Here is a 22,557-nt window from a genome sequence, read left to right as displayed (position 1 = left end):
CGTTTCGCGCTAAAGATATAATCGATATTCCAGATAGTTGCAATAAAGAGACTGATAGTTACCACGTATCATGCTAAATATCACGGTCAGAGTATGATTTTTCACCTAAAATCATACTCTGACCGCAGAAATCGAGGACAAAGCAGCTGTCAGTCTTGCCGTGTCAGGGTGATTTTCTTGCTGGCTTCACGTTTGTTGGCATCCACGACTTTGATATACCTTTGAGTGGTGGTGATACTCTTGTGCGCCATAATGCTCTGTATGGTGCGGATGTCCGTCCCGGCAGCTGCTTGTAGCGTCGCAAATGTTCTACGATACGAGTGAAATGTTATGTTCTTGGTAATTCCGGCAGAACGAATCCATTCTTTCATCGGTATTTGCGTCCAACTGCGCATAAGCCCCTTGAATACCAAACCTTTCTTTTCAGAATTATAGCCAATCAATCCCAAAGCTTCTTCACTAATGGGAATGATGTCTTCCGCCTTGTTCTTTTGCGTAATGATGTGTACGCATTTCCCACCGGCAGAATAGTCCACGATGTCTTTCCAACATAGCGAGAGAATGTCACTGATGCGCAAGCTGGTCATACAGGAAAACAGCGATGCCGTTTTCAGAATAGGTTTCTTGCAAGGTGTCTCAGCCAATTTGTACAATTCCTCAACTGACAGGGCCTCTTTCATTACATCTTCTGTCTCTATCTTTTCCAAGAAATCATTGACATTGGTCTTTATCATTCCATTACGATAGAGTATTTTCAGGAAACCTCTGAAAGTAGACCAGTATCCTGATGCGGAGTTCCGTGTGATACGTCCGTTACGCCTTAGCTTCTTGGCACTCAGCAGATATTCCCGAAACTTGTTACAGAGGTCGATGTCAATCTCTTCAAAGGTGCATTTACCATGTACGAAGTTACTGAAATGCAGATAGACAAACTCCCATTTCTGGTCATGCTTACGGAGCTGCTTGCGATAATACTCCAGAAAGTCTGCCTTGAGTTTGTACTTGTCAAAGAAGTCATACCGTTCATTGACTACTGACTCGAACCTGCGGCAACGGATGGCTTCGGCTTTCTCGGTCATTACCTCGTTGAAATTCTGTTCACGTTTGTTTCTCGGATTGGCATAGATATAAATACCAAGCGATTCATGGCGGATAACTTTCATTGTCTCTTTGTCTCGATATCCCGGATAATAATCCAGATAGAAAGACATCATCCTGCCTTTTAGCGGACGTGTCCTTAATGTCACGGTCTTGCATTCATGCATAATGTTATATTTTTATGGTTATTATTAATTCGTCGGCGAAACTCTATAATGTAATCATGCAGATTACCTACAGCAGGGATTAATTTTTGAATAATTTACGGATAGTCATAAATTAGACTATTTGCGGACACCCATTATCCGGTCAAACTCCACTTTCAGGAATCTGACGAACCGTCCGTTCTTCTCACGGTTGATCTGATGGAATTGCAGAATACCGTAAACCGAATCACGAGAGAGCTTGAATTTCTCCATTGCCTCCTTGACGGTGTAGTATTCCGCCTTGCTCTCCTGTTCGGAACTCTTCGAGAGGTCGAAGTGGAGCTTTGAGTAGAATATCTGCCCATGCTCTTTCTTGGAGGGAATGTTGTTCCGATACACCTGCGAACGGATAGCGACACGTGTCATGCCGTACTTCTCCTGAATCTCTTCCGGTGTGTACCATTCAGTAAGGTCGGAATCCACCTCGTATTTGGCAAAGGCTGCATCGATATGTTTCTTGCTGTAATAGTTGAACTGGCGTATTCTCACCTTCGGCACTTTATGTTGCCGTGTGTAAGTCCACACCCATTTGGCGTTGACCTTATATTTTTCCGCAATCTCTTCGGCTGTGTAATACTCAGAGATGTCGAAGTCCTCTTTGGGCAAGACACGCTCGTAAGGTTTGGTTTTCATCATCAGTTCAATGTCCGCACGGCGGATGAGCGACTTCTTGCCGCTGATGCGCGAAGCCCGAAGTTTCGATTCCTTTACCAATTTATATATGTATTGCCGAGTTACGCCCATCAACTTTGCAGCTTGGGCAAAAGAGAAGAAATCCTGCCCCTCGGCGGCTTGTCGAGATTGCAATATTTCTTGCGACCGTTTCAACTGCCGCTTACGTTCCCGAATGCGTTCCTTGTAGCCAAGATTGGAACATTGGTGGCTACAATAACAAGTCGTTGTCTTTTGAGCTATAAATGGTTTTCCACACCATTGGCAAATCTTTCTTACTTCCATATTTTCCTTGTTTACATTGGCGGTAATTTCGCCTTATTTCTCCCGATTTTTGTCAACACATGTAAACCACTGTCAACACACGTCAACTAATGCGTCACTGTGACATTCGGACTAACCGTGAACTTCCGTCGCGGTAGAAATATGATAGAAAAATATAGATAAAAACCGTTATTCCCAAATACGGACTGGGAAGTACTAAAATATAGAAGTCGCTGATATACAGCGACTTTATTCTAAATGATTGTAGTTGGTTACGACTGTTTCTAAGCTATCACTTGCCGATGCAAAAATTCTTAAATATATTCCCCAGTACCTCATCCGTCGTGATCTGGCCCGTGATTTCCCCGAGGTAATGCAGGCATTCCCGGATGTCTTGGGATATGAATTCCCCGCTTAGGTGGGAATCCAAGCCTGCGATGACGCGTTCGATGGCAGAGCGGGCGTGGGTGAGGGCCTCGTAATGGCGGGTGTTGCTGACGATGACATCACCGGAGGTTAGGGCTTCCATGTTGACGGCCGAGACGAGCTGATCCACTAGGTGCGGGATGTTATGCCCCGTCTTCGCAGAGATCGGGAGGATGAATTCACCGGAGGAGAGAGGGGCGATAGTTGATAAAAGCGTGTCGGGTGAATCGGATTGGTCGGTTTTGTTGAGTAGAATGAGCAGGCGAGTGTCGGGGGAGATGTGTTCTTTTACTTGGGTGTAATAGGGGAGGAATTGGTTGATTTCCTTGGTTGCATCAATCAGCAAAAGCACGATACGGGCTTGTTCGATCTTGGAAAAGGTACGTTCGATACCCATGTTTTCCACTTTATCGTCGGTGTGGCGGATACCTGCCGTGTCGATGAAGCGGAAGGTAATCCCCTGGAGGTTTATGGTATCCTCGATCACGTCGCGGGTGGTTCCCTCGATATCGGAAACGATGGCCCGGTCTTCTTTCAGGAGGGCATTCAGCAAGGTGCTTTTTCCCACGTTGGTATTCCCGACGATAGCCACGGGGATACCGTTCTTGATGACGTTGCCGAGAGAGAAGGAATCACACAAGCGAGAAATCAACGTGTCGATTCCCACGGCGATAGAATGTAATTCCGACCGATCGGCAAATTCAACATCTTCTTCCGAGAAATCAAGTTCCAGTTCGAGCAGGGAGGTGATGTGTAGTAGTTCTACTCGCAGTTTCATCAACTCGTCCGAGAAACCGCCTCGCATTTGGCTTAATGCCATTTTGTGGGCGGTGGCCGAGGAGGAGGCGATCAAGTCGGCAACGGCTTCCGCCTGCGAAAGATCCATTTTGCCATTCAAGAAGGCTCGTTGCGTGAACTCACCGGGTGCGGCTAACCTGGCTCCGGAGTTGATCAATAACTGTAAGATGCGTTGCTGGATATACGTGGAGCCGTGACAGGATATCTCGATTGAATCCTCGCCCGTGAAAGAGTGGGGGGCACGGAACACGGTTACCAGCACCTCGTCAACGAGTTCCTCGCTGTCCACGATCTTGCCGAAATGAACGGTGTTCGGACGGGCGTTCACCAATCTCTTGCCGGAGGGAGAGACAAAAAGCCGGTCACAAACTTCGATACATCCTTTTCCCGATAAACGGATCACGGCGATAGCCCCCATTCCGGGAGCGGTAGCGATGGCACAAATTACAGTCTGGTCGTTCATAGGTATTCCTTTTGGGCAAAGGTATATTATTTCCGATTCTCTTGAAACGGAAATTTAGAATTTAAAATTTAGAATTTAGAATTTAATCCTGTAAGCGGGAGGAGGGGATGTTTGTCGCTTTTATTGAAAAGTTATTTTTAGGGTGATATAAAGCATGTGATAATCAATAGATAATCTTACATCTATTCGTTATGTCTTCGTTATACTATCGTTATAACAGGGTTATAAGGAACGAAGGTATAACGAAGATATATCCTAGAGATAACGAATAGATGTAAGCGATAGTATGGAGGAATTATTGATTTTTAGGGACGATCATATTTGTGAGAACCCGATTACGCGTATATTTGTATTATGATTTCAAAGAAGATTACTCCCGAAGAATTGTGGGCAAGACAAGGAATAACGAGTCTTGACGTGGATTATCATTATTGGGACCGGAAAAGGGAATTGGTGCAACAAATGTCTCGTGTGAGCCAGAGTTGCCTGTTCGTGGTCGACGTGTTCAAGAAACGATATGATTTTGCTTCCGAGAATTTCTCCCGTCTTTTCGGGTACGCTCCCGAATGGATAGAAGCGATCAGGGAGCAGGGGGATTGGCTGGAGGAGAGGATTCACCCGGACGACCGGAAGCAGTTGGTGGAATACCAGGTCGATCACGGGCAGTTTATATACTCGCTTCCCGTCGGGTGTAGGAATGATTACCAGCAGGTGTTCCAGTTCCGGGTGCTTAACACGTGCGGGGAATACGTGAATGTGGTCAGCCGTCATCAGGTTTTCCAAACGGACAAGAATGGTAGGGCGTGGATGATCATGGGGGTTATGGATATCTCTCCCGATCAGGTGCCGGGGGAGAGGGTGAAGCGTACGGTTGTAAACCGGAAGACCGGGGAGATCGTTAAATCGGCCACGTGTCTGTCGATGGTGAAACCGTTAACCGATCGGGAAAAGGAAGTTTTGTTGTTGATTCGCCAAGGGTTTCTGAGTAAGGAGATCGCTGATAAATTGCAGGTTAGTATTTATACCGTGAATAATCATCGGAAGAGTATACTGGCGAAATTGCAGGTTGATAATGCCATTGAAGCGATAAATCTGGCTAACGATTCCGGAATATTGTTTTGATCCCGGGATTCCTTTCCGGGGAATAGCTATAAATAGCTATTTACCGCACCAGGTGATTGACGTAATTTTGTCTCTTCTATACAGGCTTTTTACGTGATAAATGATTACTTTATGGTGTTTAATAAAACGGAGCAACAGGAACGGGAGTATTTGGAACAGGTTACGCGTGTTATCAAGGAGGCTATTCAAGGGGTGGACTCGTCGGTGAAAGATCATGTTGACACGTTACGGGAATACAAGGATTATTTGTGGTCGAATAAAGACATTGATCCTCACGAGATTCGTTCCATGCGGGAGAGTATACTGAATCATTTTGCCATTGGCGAGAGTGTTATTGATAAGCGGGCTCGGTTGGAGAAAATACTGGATATCCCTTATTTCGGGCGGGTTGATTTCCGGGAATACGGGGCGGGCGCGGGAGTGGTACCCGTGTATATCGGGATACATTCTTTTTATGATTCCCGAAGGAAAATGAATTTGATTTACGATTGGCGAGCGCCCGTTTCGAGTATGTTTTATGATTACGAGTTGGGGGCGGCTTCTTACGATTCTCCGGCGGGCAGGACGGAGGGGGAGATTTCCCTGAAACGACAGTATCGAGTTCGTGGCGGGAAGATGGAGTACATGATAGAGAGTTCCCTGGCGGTTCACGATGAGGTTCTTCAAAAGGAGTTAAGTGCCAACACGGACGATAAGATGAAGAATATCGTGGCGACGATCCAGCGGGAACAGAATCGTATTATCCGGGACGAGGAGGCCCGGGTGCTTGTTATACAGGGCGTGGCCGGATCGGGAAAGACTTCGATCGCTCTCCACCGGGTGGCTTACCTGTTGTACGCGCACAAGGGGGAAATCAGCTCGAAGGATATCCTGATTATTTCGCCTAACAAGGTTTTTGCCGACTATATATCGAACGTTCTGCCCGAATTGGGGGAAGAGGCGATCCCGGAAACGAGTATGGAACTGGTTCTTTCCGGGGTGCTTGATCACAAATACAGGTACCAGACATTTTTCGAGCAGGTGGCGGAGTTGCTGGGTAGACCGACAGCGGGATTTATTGAACGTGTTCGCTATAAGTCGACCTTTGATTTTGTCGCGCAACTCGATCGTTTTATTCTTCACGTGGAGAATACTTATTTCCGTCCGGAGGATGTGAAGCTCATGAGGCTTGTTACGTTACCCGGCGAGTATGTCGCCGAACAGTTCCGGAGGTTCCACCGTTACCCGATGCGCCAGCGTTTTGAGGTGATGACGGATTATATCGTGGAGGAAGTGGGGGTGCGCTACCGGGTGAGGTTGACTACTGCCGAACGGAATGCGCTTAGGAATAAGATTCGGGATATGTTCGCGGGGAATAATGACTTGCAGGTTTACAAGGACTTTTTCGAGTGGCTTGGAATGCCGGGGATGTTCAAGTTGAGGAAAAATCGCACGGTCGAGTATTCCGATCTGGCCCCGTTGGCTTATCTCCACGTGGCTCTGGAAGGGCAAAAGTCTTATTCTCGGGTGAAGCATTTGTTGATTGATGAGATGCAGGATTATTCGGTCGTGCAGTACAAGGTGATCTTGAAGTTGTTTGCTTGTAAAATGACGGTTCTGGGGGATGCCAACCAGTCGGTGAACCCGTATGGAAGTTTAACTTCGGATATGATTCGCAAAGCGCTTGTCGCGGGGGAGGTGATGAAGTTGTGCAAAAGTTATCGTTCGACTTGCGAGATTACCGAGTTTGCCCAGAGAATACAGGCGAATGACGAGCTTGAGGTGGTTGAACGGCACGGGGATAAACCGAGAGTGCTTCATTTCGGGAGCGAGGAGGAGGAGATCGGGGGAATCGTGGAATTGATAGCGGGGTTTAGGCTATCCGGTTATAAATCTCTTGGCATTGTCTGTAAAGATGAAGGTTTGGCAAAAGGGCTTTACGATAGGCTCAAAGAGCGGGAGCAAGAGGTTCATTTTCTTTCGAGCCAGAGTAATGCATTTATAAAAGGCGTTGTTGTCACTTTTGCTCATATGGCGAAGGGGTTGGAGTTTGATGAAGTGATCATTCCTCACGTGAATAGCGGGACTTACAAAAGCGATATAGACCGGGGTATGCTTTATGTTGCGGCAACTAGGGCTATGCATTGTTTGACATTGACTTATCACGGTCGAAGGACGGGGTTGTTAAATGTTGATTTGTAGGGAGAGGTGTGGTGATTCTTACGTGGATGTTTATTCGGGGAAGAGGATTGGGCGAGAGATAAAGAGGAGTGTTTATAATATTACTCCACGTGTGATGACTACCTCCTCCGGCTCCCCCTTACACGGGGGGAGTGTTGGTTACTAAAACGTGTAGGGAAGAGTCGGAGAGGTTATTTCAATTTATCAGAATTGCAGTAGGGCGGCCCCACAGGAGTAGCCTCCACCGAAGACCGAGAGGGCGACAAGATCGCCTTGTTGTACGCGGTCAAGGTTTTGAGAGAGGGCGATGGCACAACTGGGGCATCCCGTGTTCCCGACTTCTTCGATATTCGAAAGCATGTGATCTTCCGGGAAATCTATCTGGCGGGCAACCGTGGACATGATCCGTTTGTTGGCCTGGTGGGGGGCGATGTATTTCAGGTCGCTTAACTGTTTCCCCTGGCTACTGGTGACGGCACTTAATCCTTCGATCATGTAGTGGCAGGCGTTGATAAACACGTCGCGACCTTCCGGCATCCCGATTCCCCCGTGGTGAGGACGGAGGTAGACGGCGGTATCCGCTTTACCGATATGTCCGAGTCCCCGGGTGAAAATACTCAGTATTTTAGCCGGTTTCTCTCCCTCGGGTGAGGCTGAGATGGCAATGGCCACGGCCCCGTCACCCCAGAGGTGACCGCTTTGGGAACAAGTCTCGTTGCTGTATTCGGTGTTGTGTTCGGAGGCGATGACGAGGGCTTTCGTGGCCTTGTGCATGGCGAAATATCCCTCGACGATTTCCATGGCGTTGATGAACGAGGAACAGGCGGCCGAAACGCTGAGGCATTGGGCTGCCCGTATTTTGAATCGGCGTTGTATGGCATGAGCGGCCGTGGCAACGGTGTCATGCGGGGAATAGGTGGCGGCAACGATCAGGTCAACCTCTTCTATCGGGAAGGGGAGTTTGTCGTTCAATCGCTCAACAGCCTCTAGTGCCATGGTGTTGGTGTTTTCACCTTTCCCGGCTTTGCTTCTGTTGCGGATTCCCGTGCGGGAGTATATCCACTCGTCGTCCAAACCGTTTACCTCTTTGAAGTAAGAGTTCGGAACCCGGGTTTCCGGGATGTAATGGGCAAAGGCATTGATATATAATTCCATATATAGTGTGTTTAGTTTATTTCTTGATAATACCGTGAAATAATATGTTTATGTACTCGTTGATTACTTGTGGTCTGGGTTGATGCTCATGTTGGCGAATAAAGCCGAATTCAAGGCTTTTAAAAACGGATTGTAACGAGTTTGCCAAACGGCGGGGTTGCTTGATCGAGAAGATTCCCTGGCTGACCCCATCTTTCAGGATCGAGTAGAGGAGTTCTATTTCTTGCCTGTCGATGTTTTGTCTCAAAATTTCAATCTTACTGTTGTTGTGTAAAAAGGTTTCTTTGATAGATTGACTACCGCCCATTAATTCCGCGATTAAATTGAACCGTTCCTTTATATATAATTTCAACCGTTTGTCGGCTGGCAAGGCCGTCCTGACTGCCTGTTCTAGTTTTTGTTCGATCAACTCTATTTTCTGGTTGACGATGTGGTTAAATATATCTTCCTTACTGTTAAAATGCGTGTACAACGTACGTCTACTGATTTTAGCGGCCTTGGCTATATCTTTCATCGTTGTTCCGTAGAAACTCATTTCAACGAACAATTTTTGTGCCACGGTGACTATTTTTTCTTTTGTAATTCGTAGGGTTGTCCTCATTTTAATTTCACAATTTGGAAAAAGTGTGCAATTATAATTATTTTCCGTGGATATACAAAATCGGTGCCGCAAGTTATCCTGAAATGTTAAAAAATATGTTCGATGTGGGGCTCGAAAATTGGAGGTTGACGGGGGTACGCTTGGCAAGTTGACTCGAAGGGCTAAAAGCGTTTGCCCTGGGGAAGGATGTTGTGATTTTTCCTCGGAAACATGACTTTTGTCATGTTTTTCGGGTGGGACGGGATGTATATTCGCGGCCGAATTTAAATCAGACGAGATGGTAAATATACTTTTGAAAGAAAAACCGTTTACCCGGGAGTGGTTCAAGACTTATGCCTTGTTAATCGGGGGTGCTTTTGTTTTGGCGTTAGGGTATAGCTGCTTTATGGCGCCCTATAAAATTGTTCCGGGAGGGATATATGGTATCACGATTGTCTTGCAACACAAGTGGGGTTTCCCGATCGGTATAGCGGCGTTGTGTTTTAATTTGCCATTGAGCTTGTTGGGAATGAAGGTGTTGGGCTCCGGGTTTGGGGTGAAGACATTCATCTGTTTTATCTTGGTGGCCGTTTTTTCCGATAGCCTTCCGGCGATCCTGTTGACATTGATGGGGGAACCTATCCCGACGGACCCGATGGTTGCGCTTGACCCGTTCAAGTTAGGGGACGAGGTGTTATTGGCTTGTGTCTTCGGTGGGGTCGTTATGGGTACCGGGGTCGGGATGATCCTGAAAACGAGGGCTTCCAGCGGGGGGACGGACGTGCTGTCTAATATCCTGCACAAGTGGACGCGTCGTCCGCTCGGTCAGTTGCAGATGTTGGTGGATTCCTGTATCGTGATTTTCGGTTTCCTGATGTTTCAGGATTGGAAAGTGCCGATGTATTCGTGGCTGTCGATTTTCCTGATGGGGAAGACGATCGACATGATTCTGCAAGGATTTAATAATGAAAAGAGTTTCTTCATTATTTCCGATAAGGTGGAGGAGATTCGCGCTTATATATTGAATGAATTGCATCGCGGTGGTTCTATCGTCCCGATACAAGGGATGTATAATCGCTTGGAGAAGGAGATGATCATGACGATGGTTAACCGTCGGCAAATGGCGACTTTGCAACAGGCTATTTACAAGATTGATCCTAATGCTTTCGTGACGATCTTTGAGGCTAGCCAGATTTTAGGGAAGGGGTTTAAGAAATTGGATGACGAGTAGGGGGGCTCGGAATGAAGAAATAACTACCCCCTCCGGCTCCCCCTTACACAGGGGGAGAGTTGATTACCAAGCGTTTTTTTCTCCTTACACGGGGGGAGAGTTGATTACCAAGCGTTTTTTTCTCCTTACACAGGGGGAGAGTTGATTACTAAGCGTTTTTCTTCCTTACACGGAGGGATGTGTTGATTACCTAGCGTTTTCAGGTATTTTCTAGTGTGATGCGCCGTACACTCACGGGTGGTTCGCTGGTGCTTCACTGTTTTTTGGGGCTAGAGGTTAAGGTAAAATCAAGTGGAAGTTGATGTCGCGGCCAGTTAACTTTCAATCAACTTTCAGTTAACTTTCAATTAACTTACTAGTGAGACACTGGAGAGACACTACCGGGATATGGGCGAATAACTGGTTCGGGACTTCTTGTTTGCCCGGGTTTGTTATAGTGTTAAAATTAAGGTTTATTAAATTGTTGGTCGTGAGGTTGTCATGTTTTGAATTATTTCTTGTAACTTTTGGCACTATTTGTTCGTCCCATAATAAACAATAATAGCGGTATGTTGAAAACATTAGTAATTGCATGTATATTTGGTTGTTCCTGCTGGTGTGATTTGCAGGCGCAAAGTCGGGTCGCCCGTATTTACGGGGAGGTTACGACGGTGATGAACAAGAAAGTGTGTGGGTATATCACGTGGGGAAAAAGTCTTTACTGGACGGATATTTTCACCGCGGGAAAGATCGAGAACCCTTATATGCGGTACCGGGAGGTCATGGGGAATGTTCGTTTTAGTGACGGGCAACGGGATATGCCCGTGGAACACGAGTTTTCCTGCCGTTTCGGGAATATCAGGAGTATCCGGGCCATTCGGGCTGACCGGATCGAACTGGGGGTGAGAGGCGGTAACCTGATCGAGTTGGACCGGGGACGGTCGGCGGTGATCGGTAACACGTTGTCCGTGGAGAGGAATGACGGGAAGACGGTGAACCTGATGTGGGATCATATCAGCGAGATTATTTTCATGGCGGCTCCCGATTCGATAGCGGAACCGAAGGATCAGCCGATCACGGGGATCGTGGAGACTCCTTACGGTATATACAAGGGTATCGTGCAGTGGGACATGGACGAGAATTCGTTGGAGGCGTTGGTGGACGGTCGGTTGGATGGTAGCGTGGTTTCCGTGGCTTTCAAGAATATCCGGAGTATTGAATCATTAGGCAATTCTTCCCGGGTGACGTTGAATAGTGGGCGGGAACTTAATATGTGGGGCGAGAATGACGTGAACGCTACCAATCGCGGGATCGCGGTGAACATGCCTTCTATCGGTCAGGTGATCGTGAGATGGGCGGAATTCAAGGCTTTCAAGTCATTGCCGATCGAGCAGGTGAAGCTTTTGTCTTATGACGATTTCGCCGGCCCGGTACGTTTGACGGGCGTGGTGGAGACTCGTGACGGGCGTGTGCTGAGAGGCGTGTTGGCGTACGATTTGGACGAGGCGATGGATTTCGAGTTGTTGGACGGGCGAAACGGTAATTTGTCTTACCGTATACCCTTCAAGTATATCCGGGAGATTGAACCGAAAAACTATAAATACACGTGGATCAAGTTGGCGGGAGGGAGTGAACTGGTGTTGGGAGGAGAGTGTGACGTGACTTCGGCCAATGACGGGGTACTCGTGTTTCGGGCGGGAGAAGAGGTCGTTTATGTGCGTTGGCGTGACGTGAAACGAATATCATTATGGACGAAAGAAAGCGATAAACTGAATGACTAGAGTGGAATATAATCGTGCCGTGGATCATTTCGCTGATGACGTGTACCGTTTTATTCATAAAATGTGCAGGTCAAAGGAGATGGCCGAAGACGTGGTGCAGGATAGTTTCATGAAGCTCTGGGAGGAAGTCGCTCGTATCGAGTACGGGAAAGCGAAATCGTTTCTTTTTAGCACGGCTTACCACAGGATGATTGATATATTGCGGCGGGAAGCGAAGTCGGGGGATATCGAGGAGGTGGCCGATCGTGTGGAGGATTCCCCGTCGAGGTACACGGGGTTGCAGGAGGTGCTGGATTTCGCCTTGGAGAAGTTGCCGCCGATACAGAAGACGGTGATCCTTTTGCGGGATTACGAGGCGTATTCCTACGAGGAGATCGCGGGGATCACGGGACTGAACGAGTCGCAGGTGAAAGTGTATATCTTTCGGGCGAGGGCATTTATGAAGGCGTATATCCGTCGACCGGATGTTGTTGTTTAAGCGGGAGGAGATATGATAACGAGAGAGAATTACGAGATTTATTTGATAGATTACCTGGAGGGGATTTTGCCAGAGAGGGAACGGGCAGAGGTGGAAGCTTTTCTGTTGGTTCATCCTGATATGCGGGAGTTGCTGGACGGGATGGACGAGGTGCGTCTGGAGGCTCCGACGGATGTTTTTGATCGGAAGGAACGGCTGAAGCGGGAGGTGACAGGGCAGGAAATGGAGTATTTCGCGATAGCGGCGGCCGAGAAGGTGATCACGGATGACGAGCGGGCTTGGGTGGCGGAGAACGTGGAGGCGGCCGGGTTCGTGAAGGAAGTGGAGCTTTATGCCAAGTTGAAGGTTACACCCGATTTGAACTGTCGTTTTGAGGGAAAGACGGGATTGTATCGGAAGCCCAAGGGTATACTTTTTATAAAGCATTACGCGGCCGTGGCGGCTGTCGTGGCGTTGGCGATCGTGGTGGCTATTTACACGACGAGGAGGGAGGAGTTTGCCGTGGAAGAGTTGCCTGTCACGGTGGTGAAAACTGAAATGCTTCCCTTGCCGGAGGTCCCCGAACAGGTCCCGGTCGTGGAACCCGTGATGAAAGTTGTGCCGCGGGTGGAACGAAAATCGGAAGAGGCGACCGAGGTGGTCGTTGAGCGAGTGATCCCGGTGGACGCGATCGAGTTGAAGAAACAGGTGAATGTACCCGTGGAGATCATGGCCCCGCAACCCAGCGAGATTCTGGTTTCTCCGTACGAGGGTGTGCGGTTGCGTTTGAACGTGAAGGAACCTCGTGAACGTTCCTTGGAGATTATTACCCAGATGGAAGATTCGGACAATATCGTGAATAACTTGATTGATGTGGGAAGAAATGTATTGGGACGGATCAGGAACCGGGATAAAAAAGATATCGGTTGCCTGTAACTAATCGGGTTTCCCGAACGTCATGTAGAAAAGAAAAAAACTAAAGATAACAATATGAAAACAGTAGCAGCTTTTATAACATTAATGGTGTGTGTGTTGTCGGCTTCGGCCCAGAAAGATAGCGTGATCGTTAATGACGGGTGGCGAAAAGATACGATCCGGGAGAAAAAACAGGTCGTTGATACGATTGATAAGGATACGGAAATGATTATTTGGGATAATAACGTGCGCGAGGGACAGGTGCAGACGGTCAGTATTCCTTCTCCTTTCGGGTTTCATCCGATAAATCCTAGACCGCGATCTAACAAATTCCGGGGGCATTGGAACGGGTTTTATTTCGGTTTCGTGAATTTCGGTAAAACGAATTATTCCAAGTACGGGGGCGATAAATTCATGGAATTGGATTGGGCAAGTTCTTTCACGATGCAGTTTAATTTTATGAAGTTTAGTTTTGGATTGAATCCTCGGCAGAGTTTCGGGATATTCACGGGAATGGGATTGGATTATTCCCGGTTGTGTTTGGACGGAGATATCACGGTGCGGCGGGCCAAGGGAGAGATGTTACATGCTGTGCCTTTGTCCGAGTGGGGAATTACAGACGTGAAACGTAGCACGTTCAAGACCTTGTACCTGACGATTCCTTTGATGTTGGAAAAACAGTTCCCGGCTACCAAGCGGAGAAGAGCGTACGTGTCAACGGGTATCATCGGGGGAATTCGTCTTCACTCTAAGACGAAGGTGGTTTATACCAGCGACAAGGGACATAAGCGGAAAATGAAGGAATCCGGTAGTTACGGTATGGTTCCGTTCAAGGCGGACTACACGCTTCGCGTCGGGTATCGGGGGGTATGTATCTGGGGAAATTATTCATTGACGGAGATGTTTAACAAGAACAGGGCCCCGGAATTACGGCCTTTCGCGGTGGGATTCGGGTTTACGATTTAATCGCCGCGAGCGGCGAGTTACAGGTTACAAGTTTGCAGGTTACAAGTTGTTCCTGCCCACAAAGGGCACTCGCTAATTTTAGATTTCAACTCTCCCCCTGGGTAAGGGGGAGCCGGAGGGGGTAGAAACCTGTAACTTGTAACCTGCAAACCTGTAACTTGCCGCAGGCATTATTTAAAGATTTCAATTGCCCTTTTGAAGATTCCGTGCAGGTAGGCGATAGTCATGCCGTAGTTGCTGACGGGGATTCCGGCGTCGATGGCGGGTTGCAAGCGGTTTTTGAGTTGTTTCCCGGTAATCATGCAGCCCCCGCATTGGATGACCATGGCGTAATCGGTGATCGGGCGAGTGATGGCATCCAGTCCGGCAATGAAGTCAAATTGGAAGTTCTTTCCGGTATGTTCTTGTAACCAGCGAGGGATTTTATGGCGGCCGATGTCTTCGCAAGAGACGTGGTGAGAACATGATTCGAGCATGAGTATACGGTCACCCTCCCGTAGTTCTTCAATTTTTGGTGTCCCGTTCAGGTAGGCCGGGAAATTTCCTTTGTGGCGGGCCAGCACGATGCTGAAACTCGTGAGAGGAATTTCGGGGGGAATGATGGCGGCTACTTTTTTAAATACTTGACTGTCGGCTATGGCCACACGAGGGCGAATGCCCGTTTTTTCGAGAAACGGGGTGATCTCTTCGGGTTGTAGCACGATCGAGGTGCAATGATTGTCGAGAATGTCCCGGATCATTTGCACTTGGGGCAGGATTAGGCGTCCTGCAGGTGCTTCCGAGTCAATCGGGGTAATCAGTAGCACGATATCGCCCGGCGAGAGTAGGTCGCCGATAAGAGATTTCGGGGTATTATCCTTGTTCCACACGCTTTTCAAGGCTTCCAAGATGGCGGTCGTGTTGTCTTCCCGGGTTGAGAAATCAATGACCGGACAATTATAGGTTTTCGATAAATCGTCTTTTAGCGAGGTTTGCAAGGGCATTTCGTCCCGTTTGTTGTGGATGATCAGGAACGGGATTTTCAGTTTTTTGAAACGTTCTGCCAGTTCTTTTTCATATTCCCCGAATTGATTGTCGGTGATGACCAGCAGGGCGATGTCAGCCTGAGAGATCGCGTTACGTGTTTTTTCCACACGCATTTGTCCCAAGGCTCCGGTATCATCAATTCCTGCCGTGTCGATAAATATAACGGACGCGAAGTCCGGGATTTCATAGCTTCTTTTCACGAGGTCGGTTGTTGTTCCGGCAACATCCGAAACGATGGATATGTCCTGACCTGTCAGGGCGTTGATCAGGGAACTTTTCCCGCTGTTTCTCCGTCCTAGTAATATGATGTGTAGTTTGTTGTCTTTCATGATAGGATCGCCTTTGGCGAGTTACAAGTTACAGGTTATATTTGCCTTCGGCAAGTTGCAAGTTAATGCTATGACACAAAGCCCGGCTCATTTCTTGATTTTTTGATTTCGGATTAAGTGATTTCCTCGCACAATTCTCATGTTCTTTTTTCATTCTAAATTCTACATTGTTTAGAATCGCCTTCGGCAAGTTACAGGTTCAGGAAATAGGTGTTGTAAGTTATGGTAACAACTTGTAACTTGTAACTTGTAACCTGCAAACCTGTAACTTGCCGAAGGCAACTCTCAACGATACATTCTTACGTCTTCTCCCGTGATCGTATTCCCGCAGAGAATGACTAATCGCTCTACGACGTTACGTAGTTCACGAATATTACCCGTCCATTCGCACTCTTTTAAAGCCGAGATAGCATCGGGAGATAAACTCTTGGGAGCGATACCCATATCCGTGCATACTTGTGTCAGGAAATGGGAGGCTAGGGCCTCGATGTCCTCCAAGCGTTGGTTTAGGGGTGGCACGTCAATAATGATCACGCTTAACCTGTGATAGAGGTCTTCCCGGAAATTTCCTTTTTTGATTTCCTCTTTCAGGTTCTTGTTGGTGGCGGCAATGACTCGCACGTCCACGTTGATATCAGCATCCCCGCCGACACGGGTTATTTTTTGCTCTTGTAAAGCCCTTAATACTTTTGCTTGGGCGCTTAAGCTCATGTCGCCGATCTCGTCGAGAAAGAGCGTTCCCCCGGTGGCGAGTTCGAATTTACCTTTCTTTTGTTTGATGGCCGAGGTAAAGGAACCTTTTTCGTGTCCGAATAGTTCACTTTCAATTAGTTCGGAAGGGATGGCGGCACAATTGACCTCCACGAAAGCGTTATCTTTGCGATGACTCAATTCGTGCAATTGGTGAGCAACCAGTTCTTTCCCGGAGCCGTTCGGTCCGGTGATCAGGATACGGGCGTCCGAAACGGCCACTTTGTCGATCATGGAACGCACGTGGTTGATCGCCTCCGACTCACCGATCATGTCATATTTTTTACTGACCTTGTTTTTCAGGGTTTTGGTCTCGTGGATCAGTTGGTGTTTGTCGGTCGCGTTCTTTATCGTGATCAGGAGCCGGTTCAGATCCAGCGGTTTTTCGATGAAATCGTAAGCTCCTTTGCGGATAGCTTCTATCGCGGTATCAATGGTCCCGTGACCGGAAATCATGATGACCGGGGTGTCGGTCGAGAATTCTTTTATGCGTTCCAATACCTCGATACCTTCCATTTTCGGCATTTTTATATCACAAAAGACGATATCGGGTTTTTCAGATTTAACAGAGACAAGGCCTTCCAGGCCATTTTCTGCCAGAACGACGTCATGTCCCTCGTATTGTAGAATATCCTTCATCGAGTTGCGGATACTTCTCTCATCATCAATCACTAATATTTTCGTCATACTACATTTTTTAGTCCCACCGCAAATTTAGCTAAATAATTTAGAAAAAGAAATGTATATAAGAGTTCATAAAGTTTATAAGGTTTATAAAGTTTATAAGGTTCATGGACCCCTGCGGGGCGCTTGGTCAACGGCAGCGTGAGCTGCCGACAAACTCGGTCCGAAGGACACCCGTAACTTTATAAACCTTATAAACCTTATGAACTAATTTCTTTGCTAATATCCGGGGAAATTTGTATTTTTGGATGATTTAGAACGAGAAGAATGGTATCTTTTTTGATTCTAAATTCTGAAATTTAAAATTCTGAAATATATGAAGCGAGTTTTAGTGTTTCTTCTTGTTTTATTTTTAGTGTTAGATGGTCAGGCTCAACGAAAAAAAGTAGGATTGGTGTTAAGTGGCGGGGGTGCGAAAGGCGTGGCGCATATCGGGGTGTTGAAGGTGTTGGAGGAGGCCGGGATACCGATTGATTACATAGCGGGCACGAGTATGGGGTCTATCGTGGGCGCTTTGTACGCTATCGGGTATGATTCTCACATTATGGACAGTCTCGTGAGGGCTCAGGATTGGATGTTCCTGTTAAGTGATAAGGTGTATCGTTATAATCTTCCGTTCTCGGAGAAGGAGGAAACGGAGAAATACCTGGTTTCCGTGCCGATAAAGAATAATCGGGAATTGAAAATCCCGTCCGGTTTTATTAGCGGGCAGAATATTTACAATCTGTTTTCCGATTTGACGATCGGTTATCATGATTCATTGGATTTTAAGAAGTTACCTATTCCTTTCGCTTGCGTGGCCAGTAATCTGGTGGACGGTAAGGAGGTTATACAGGATTGTGGCGTGCTGCCTTTGGCCATGCGTGCGAGTATGGCTATCCCCGGGGCTTTCGCTCCCGTGAAGAGAGACGGGATGGTGCTGGTTGACGGGGGAATCTCCAATAATTTCCCGGTAGATATAGCCAAAGCCATGGGTGCCGATATTATTATCGGGGTGGACGTGCAGGCGGAGTTGAAGGATGCTGCCGGGTTGGAGTCCGTGATGGGGATTATTGATCAGATGACCTCTTTTCTGGGGATTCAGAAATACGAGGAGAACAAGAAAATGGTGAATATTTATATCAAGCCGGATGTTTATCCTTACTCGGCCGCCAGTTTCTCTTCAAGCGCGATCGACACGTTGATCATGCGAGGTGAGGAAGTTGCCCGAAGCCAGTGGGACGAGTTGATGAAGTTGAAGAAAGAGTTGGGAATCCCGGAAAATCAAGCTCCTAAAAGAGTTATAGATGACATAATTCTTGTAAACGATACGGTGATGATCGAGCACGTGCATTTGTCCGGTATAAACGAGCGGGACGAGAAGTGGTTGAGGAAGAAGATCCGGATCAAGGATTACAGCCGGATCACGTTGGACGATTTGCACGAGGCGATAGCCGAGTTGTACGGGATCGGGGCATTTTCGAGCGTGAGTTACAAGCTTAGCGGGGGACCGGTATATAATTTGGAATTGATCTTGAAGCAGAAATCTATGAGTTCGTTGAATCTCGGTTTCCGTTTTGATTCAGAGGAAATGGCGGCAATTTTACTGAATACCACGATTACCCACAAGGATTTGCGTGGGTCGCGTCTCTCGTTGACCGGACGTTTGAGCATGAATCCTTACGTGAAGTTGAATTACTCGTTGGGAAATACTTTCTTGCGGCGCTTTGAGTTGGGCTACATGTTCAAATATAATAATCTGGATATTTACACGAAAGGTAAAAAGACTGATAACGTGGATTACGGGGTTCATCGGGTGAATTTGGGTGTTTCCGATATCTATTTCCGTAATTTTAAAATGCAACTGGGGGCTCGCTACGAGTACTATAATTACGAGTCATTCCTGTTTTCGGACAAGGATCATAATATAACGGTGAAGCCGGAAGGTTTCTTTAGTTATTACGGTTTGGCTCATTTGGAGACTTTTGACAAACGATATTACCCGACGCGGGGTGTGTCACTGAAGGTGGATTATTCGCTCTACACGGATAACCTGATCACGTATAATGACGGGGCCCCGTTTTCGGCGATCGGTCTGGATTTCGAGAGCGTGTTGTCTATCACCCGGCGGGTGAAGTTTATCCCTTCAATATACGGGCGTGTTTTGATCGGGCATGATGTTCCCTATCCTTATTTGAATTGCATGGGTGGGGATGTTGCCGGGAGATACGTGGATCAGCAATTGCCTTTCTTGGGAATCCAGCATTTGGAAATCTTTGATAATTCGGTGGTGGTGGCCAAGATCGCGTTACGTTATAATATAGGGCGTAATCATTACGTGTCGTTGGCCGGGAATTATGCCAAGCAGGAAGCGAATTTCTTTGATATATTCGGGGGGCAAGATATTTTCGGCGGGGGAGTGGGATATTCCTACGATAGTATCGTGGGCCCGATTGATTTCATGTTCAGCCTCTCGGACTGGTCGAAGAAATTAGGTTTTTATTTTAATTTGGGATATTATTTTTAATTGATGATATGAAAAAGTTGGGGATAGTGGTTTGCGTGTTGACTTTGGTGGTAGGATGTCAGCGTGATGTGTATCGTTTCACGGAAGGAGGCGTGTACGGGACGACGTATCATGTCTCGTACCGGAGTGACACGGATTACGATGCCGAGATCCGGCAGGAAATGGAGCGAGTGAATCAATCGTTGTCGATGTTCAACAAGAATTCCGTGATTTCCAAGTGGAACCGGGGAGAGAGCGATCAGGTGGATTCGCTTTTTATCGCGATGTACACGAAGGCGAAAGAGGTGAATCAAGTGACCGGGGGAGCGTTCGATATCACGGTAGCCCCGTTGGTGAATGTCTGGGGGTTTGGGTTTAAGAACGAGAAACTCCCCTCGGCAGAGAAAGTCGATTCTTTATTGCGATACGTGGGAATGGATAAGGTGCAACTGGATGGAGACCGGGTCATAAAACAGGTGGAAGGTATCCAGATGGATGCCAGTTCTATCGCCAAGGGGCAAGGGGTTGATCTCGTTGCCGAGTTCTTTGACCGGAACGGGGTACATGATTACATGATCGAGATCGGGGGAGAGGTCCGGGTGAGAGGTGAAAGTAATAAACAACGCCCTTGGCATATCGGGATTGACAAACCGATTGACGACGCCACGGCCGCCAACCGGGAACTGCAACTCGTGTTGGCGTTGCGGGAAGGAGCCCTTGCAACTTCCGGTAATTACCGTCGTTTTTACGTGGTGGATGGAAAAAAATATTCGCACACGATAAACCCTAAGACGGGTTATCCTGTCCAACAAGATATATTGGGTGCTTCCGTGTATGCCCCCACTTGTATGGAAGCGGACGCGTATGCCACGGCTTTTATGGTTTTAGGGACAAAAGAAGCGAAAAGAATAGTGGAAGAAAATCCTCATATTGATGCTTGTTTTATTTATCAGAATGAACAGGGGGAACGTGAGGTTTGGATTTCCGATAGATTGAAAACATTAATATACGAAGAGTAATTTTATTGGAGAAGAAGCGTGTGATAATTCGTTGTATGATATTGATTCTGGCATGGGTACTACTCGTGGAAAGTCGAGCTGATGCAAGACCTTTATCAGAAGACGTGCGTGGAAAGAACGAGTTGGAGTGGGAAGAGTGGCGTGATACCTTGAAGCAGAGTAACGTGGTTTTCCAGCCGGACAGCCTGATCCGGGACACGCTCCAGTATGAGTATTCCAAGATTAAAGAGGTGGCTTTTCGCCGGAAATGGACGAAAGAGTTGTACAAGATGATTTTCGTGAATCCCCGGAAGTTTAATATTGATATTGTCGAGACGGAGAATAGTGAGGATCGCTATAAACCTTACCGGGGAAAGACGATCCGGGATATTTACGTGAAGGTGTTGCCTCCTTTCGGGACGAGCGTGAATGACACGGTTCCTTTGCAGGATAGTTTGCAGTGGTTTTTGAATATGGCTAATTCCGTGCATCAGAAGTCTGCCGATAGAGTGATTAAGAAGCAGTTGACGGTAAGGCCGGGCATGAAAGTCGATCCTTTCGAGTTGGTACAGAACGAGCAGTTGTTGAAGGAGATGTCGAACGTGGATGATGCTTTGATTGGTATCGAGAAGGTGGCTAGTGACACGAACCAGGTTGATCTGGTGATTATTTGCAAGGACGAGTTTTCATGGACGGGAGAGGTGTGGAGTAATTTCTTGAATGCCGTGGATCTGGGACTTGAAACTAAGAACTTGTTCCGGTTGGGGCATCGGCTCCATTACCAGGCGAGTTTCCGGGGAAGCAAGGAGCAGAAATGGGGGAATCTCGTGGAGTATAAGGCCGCCAACTTACTGGGGTCGCACATGGATTTTTACGGGCAATACGAGAATACCCACGAGCAGGAAATTTTGCGTTTGGAACTGGATAAAGAGTTTATTACCTACAAGACGAAATGGGCGGGAGGCGCGGCTTATAGCCGGGTGTATTCATCGAAGACGCTCGTGGACCGGGATATTAACAAGCCCGTGGAGCTGTTTAATTACCGGTTGTGGGATTTCTGGGGGGGTACTTCTTTTTACTTGCCGGAGAAATATAGTTATAACCGGATTTTTTACCTGACGGGACGGTACACGGGTACCAGTTTTGTCGATCGTCCGGAGGTATCGAGCGATTCCAATCATTATTATTATGACCGGAATCGCATCATGGGAGCTTTGACTTTCACGAAGATCAAGTATTTTAAAACGAACTTGGTTTATGATTTCGGACGTACCGAGGATATACCTTCCGGCTTGTCCGGGACGTTGCTTTTCGGGTACGAGAAGAGTGATTTCACGGAATACGGGTATCTCGGAACCGAGTGGCGCTATTCTTGGTTCAATAAATACACGGAGAGATTCTATTCCTGGTACGCGGCTTACGGTACTTTTCTGAACGGTTACACGGCGGAAAGCGGGGTGCTGAAACTGGGATCGCAATATATCAGTCCCTTGTATGATCTGTCTCGACATCGGTTGCGCTTTTATTGCAATGCCGATTATATTCTGGGGACGAAGCGGAACCCGGATGATTATATTTATTTCGAGGACGCGAGTATCCGGGGATTTGATTCCGACACGGTCCGGGGAACCCAACGCCTTTCGGCTTCGGTGTCGACAACGCTTTTTTTGCCTTATATCAAGAGAGGATTCCGGGCCTCGATCACGACTTTCGTGGATTGGGGTGTGCTGGCCCGGGATGAGAAATCAATACTTAAAAGTCAATCCTATTGGGGGGTGGGTTTTAGTTTGAACCTACGGAATGATAATCTGATATTGAAGAACGTGAGCATACGATTTGCTTTTTACCCGAAAGCTCCGCCTGATATTCATCGTGTTGAAGTGAACGTTTCGAGTCGACGGAAAAGTGGATTTTATGATTACCGTGTTTACAAACCTGACGCGATTAAATACGAGTAGATCAATGTTTTTGGTATACACTTTTTAACTAGATTCATTTTAAATAGTGTATGG

The 22,557-nt window shown here is 47.3% G+C and carries 17 protein-coding genes; 10 read left to right on the top strand and 7 right to left on the bottom strand.

The window, feature by feature from the left end; all coding sequences use genetic code 11:
* Positions 1–149: 149 nt before the first annotated feature.
* The 3 genes from DWW52_RS04515 to mnmE all read right to left on the bottom strand — a co-directional run bounded on the left by DWW52_RS04515 (position 150) and on the right by mnmE (position 3,927).
* Positions 150–1,265, bottom strand: coding sequence for a site-specific integrase (locus tag DWW52_RS04515; protein ID WP_008764702.1), 1,116 nt, complete (start codon positions 1,263–1,265; stop codon positions 150–152).
* A 117-nt stretch (positions 1,266–1,382) separates the two neighbouring features.
* On the bottom strand, positions 1,383–2,261 hold the full coding sequence (locus tag DWW52_RS04510; RefSeq protein WP_008764703.1) for a helix-turn-helix domain-containing protein: 879 nt from the start codon (positions 2,259–2,261) through the stop codon (positions 1,383–1,385).
* Between the two features lie 271 nt (positions 2,262–2,532).
* On the bottom strand, positions 2,533–3,927 hold the full coding sequence (gene mnmE / locus DWW52_RS04505; protein ID WP_118714239.1) for a tRNA uridine-5-carboxymethylaminomethyl(34) synthesis GTPase MnmE: 1,395 nt from the start codon (positions 3,925–3,927) through the stop codon (positions 2,533–2,535).
* Between the two features lie 354 nt (positions 3,928–4,281).
* Here mnmE and DWW52_RS04500 point away from each other — a divergent pair, with 354 nt between their 5' ends.
* Positions 4,282–5,049, top strand: coding sequence for a LuxR C-terminal-related transcriptional regulator (locus tag DWW52_RS04500; protein ID WP_118714238.1), 768 nt, complete (start codon positions 4,282–4,284; stop codon positions 5,047–5,049).
* A 111-nt stretch (positions 5,050–5,160) separates the two neighbouring features.
* Entirely contained in the window at positions 5,161–7,230 is a 2,070-nt protein-coding gene (locus tag DWW52_RS04495) for a UvrD-helicase domain-containing protein (protein ID WP_118714237.1), read from the top strand.
* Positions 7,231–7,413: 183 nt separating this feature from the next.
* Here DWW52_RS04495 and DWW52_RS04490 read toward each other — a convergent pair whose 3' ends face one another.
* Entirely contained in the window at positions 7,414–8,364 is a 951-nt protein-coding gene (locus tag DWW52_RS04490; protein ID WP_118714236.1) for a 3-oxoacyl-ACP synthase III family protein, read from the bottom strand.
* A 16-nt stretch (positions 8,365–8,380) separates the two neighbouring features.
* On the bottom strand, positions 8,381–8,923 hold the full coding sequence (locus DWW52_RS04485; protein ID WP_158582477.1) for a TetR/AcrR family transcriptional regulator: 543 nt from the start codon (positions 8,921–8,923) through the stop codon (positions 8,381–8,383).
* Between the two features lie 319 nt (positions 8,924–9,242).
* On the opposite strand from DWW52_RS04485, the gene DWW52_RS04480 reads away from it, so the two are divergent.
* The 5 genes from DWW52_RS04480 (at position 9,243) to DWW52_RS04460 (ending at position 14,273) form a co-directional block, all read left to right on the top strand.
* Positions 9,243–10,175, top strand: coding sequence for a YitT family protein (locus DWW52_RS04480; protein WP_118714234.1), 933 nt, complete (start codon positions 9,243–9,245; stop codon positions 10,173–10,175).
* Between the two features lie 548 nt (positions 10,176–10,723).
* Positions 10,724–11,935 carry a hypothetical protein gene (locus DWW52_RS04475; RefSeq protein WP_118714233.1) on the top strand — a complete coding sequence of 404 codons (1,212 nt, stop codon included), beginning with the start codon at positions 10,724–10,726 and terminating at the stop codon, positions 11,933–11,935.
* Positions 11,928–12,413 (top strand): RNA polymerase sigma factor, encoded by a 486-nt coding sequence (locus DWW52_RS04470; RefSeq protein ID WP_118714232.1) that lies wholly within the window; start codon positions 11,928–11,930, stop codon positions 12,411–12,413. Before DWW52_RS04475 ends, DWW52_RS04470 begins: the two co-directional genes overlap by 8 nt.
* 12 nt (positions 12,414–12,425) lie before the next feature.
* Positions 12,426–13,328 carry an anti-sigma factor gene (locus tag DWW52_RS04465; protein ID WP_118714231.1) on the top strand — a complete coding sequence of 301 codons (903 nt, stop codon included), beginning with the start codon at positions 12,426–12,428 and terminating at the stop codon, positions 13,326–13,328.
* A gap of 54 nt (positions 13,329–13,382) precedes the next feature.
* Positions 13,383–14,273, top strand: a complete 891-nt coding sequence (locus tag DWW52_RS04460) for a hypothetical protein (protein ID WP_148315327.1) — start codon at positions 13,383–13,385, stop codon at positions 14,271–14,273.
* A 170-nt stretch (positions 14,274–14,443) separates the two neighbouring features.
* Here DWW52_RS04460 and hydF read toward each other — a convergent pair whose 3' ends face one another.
* Positions 14,444–15,628: a [FeFe] hydrogenase H-cluster maturation GTPase HydF gene (gene hydF, locus DWW52_RS04455; protein WP_233556693.1), complete on the bottom strand. Its 1,185-nt coding sequence runs from the start codon at positions 15,626–15,628 to the stop codon at positions 14,444–14,446.
* Between the two features lie 285 nt (positions 15,629–15,913).
* Entirely contained in the window at positions 15,914–17,065 is a 1,152-nt protein-coding gene (locus tag DWW52_RS04450) for a sigma-54 dependent transcriptional regulator (protein WP_118714228.1), read from the bottom strand.
* Between the two features lie 313 nt (positions 17,066–17,378).
* Here DWW52_RS04450 and DWW52_RS04445 point away from each other — a divergent pair, with 313 nt between their 5' ends.
* The 3 genes from DWW52_RS04445 to DWW52_RS04435 are packed head-to-tail and all read left to right on the top strand — an operon-like array spanning position 17,379 to position 22,503.
* Positions 17,379–19,568, top strand: coding sequence for a patatin-like phospholipase family protein (locus DWW52_RS04445; protein WP_118714227.1), 2,190 nt, complete (start codon positions 17,379–17,381; stop codon positions 19,566–19,568).
* An 8-nt stretch (positions 19,569–19,576) separates the two neighbouring features.
* Positions 19,577–20,566 (top strand): FAD:protein FMN transferase, encoded by a 990-nt coding sequence (locus DWW52_RS04440; protein ID WP_233556692.1) that lies wholly within the window; start codon positions 19,577–19,579, stop codon positions 20,564–20,566.
* Positions 20,567–20,601: 35 nt separating this feature from the next.
* A complete protein-coding gene (locus tag DWW52_RS04435; protein WP_118714319.1) occupies positions 20,602–22,503 on the top strand; it encodes a hypothetical protein in 1,902 nt (633 codons plus the stop codon).
* The last annotated feature ends 54 nt before the right edge of the window (positions 22,504–22,557 follow it).

Source organism: Odoribacter sp. AF15-53 (assembly GCF_003479425.1).
GTDB lineage: Bacteria > Bacteroidota > Bacteroidia > Bacteroidales > Marinifilaceae > Butyricimonas.
This window is presented reverse-complemented; position numbering and strand designations above follow the sequence as displayed.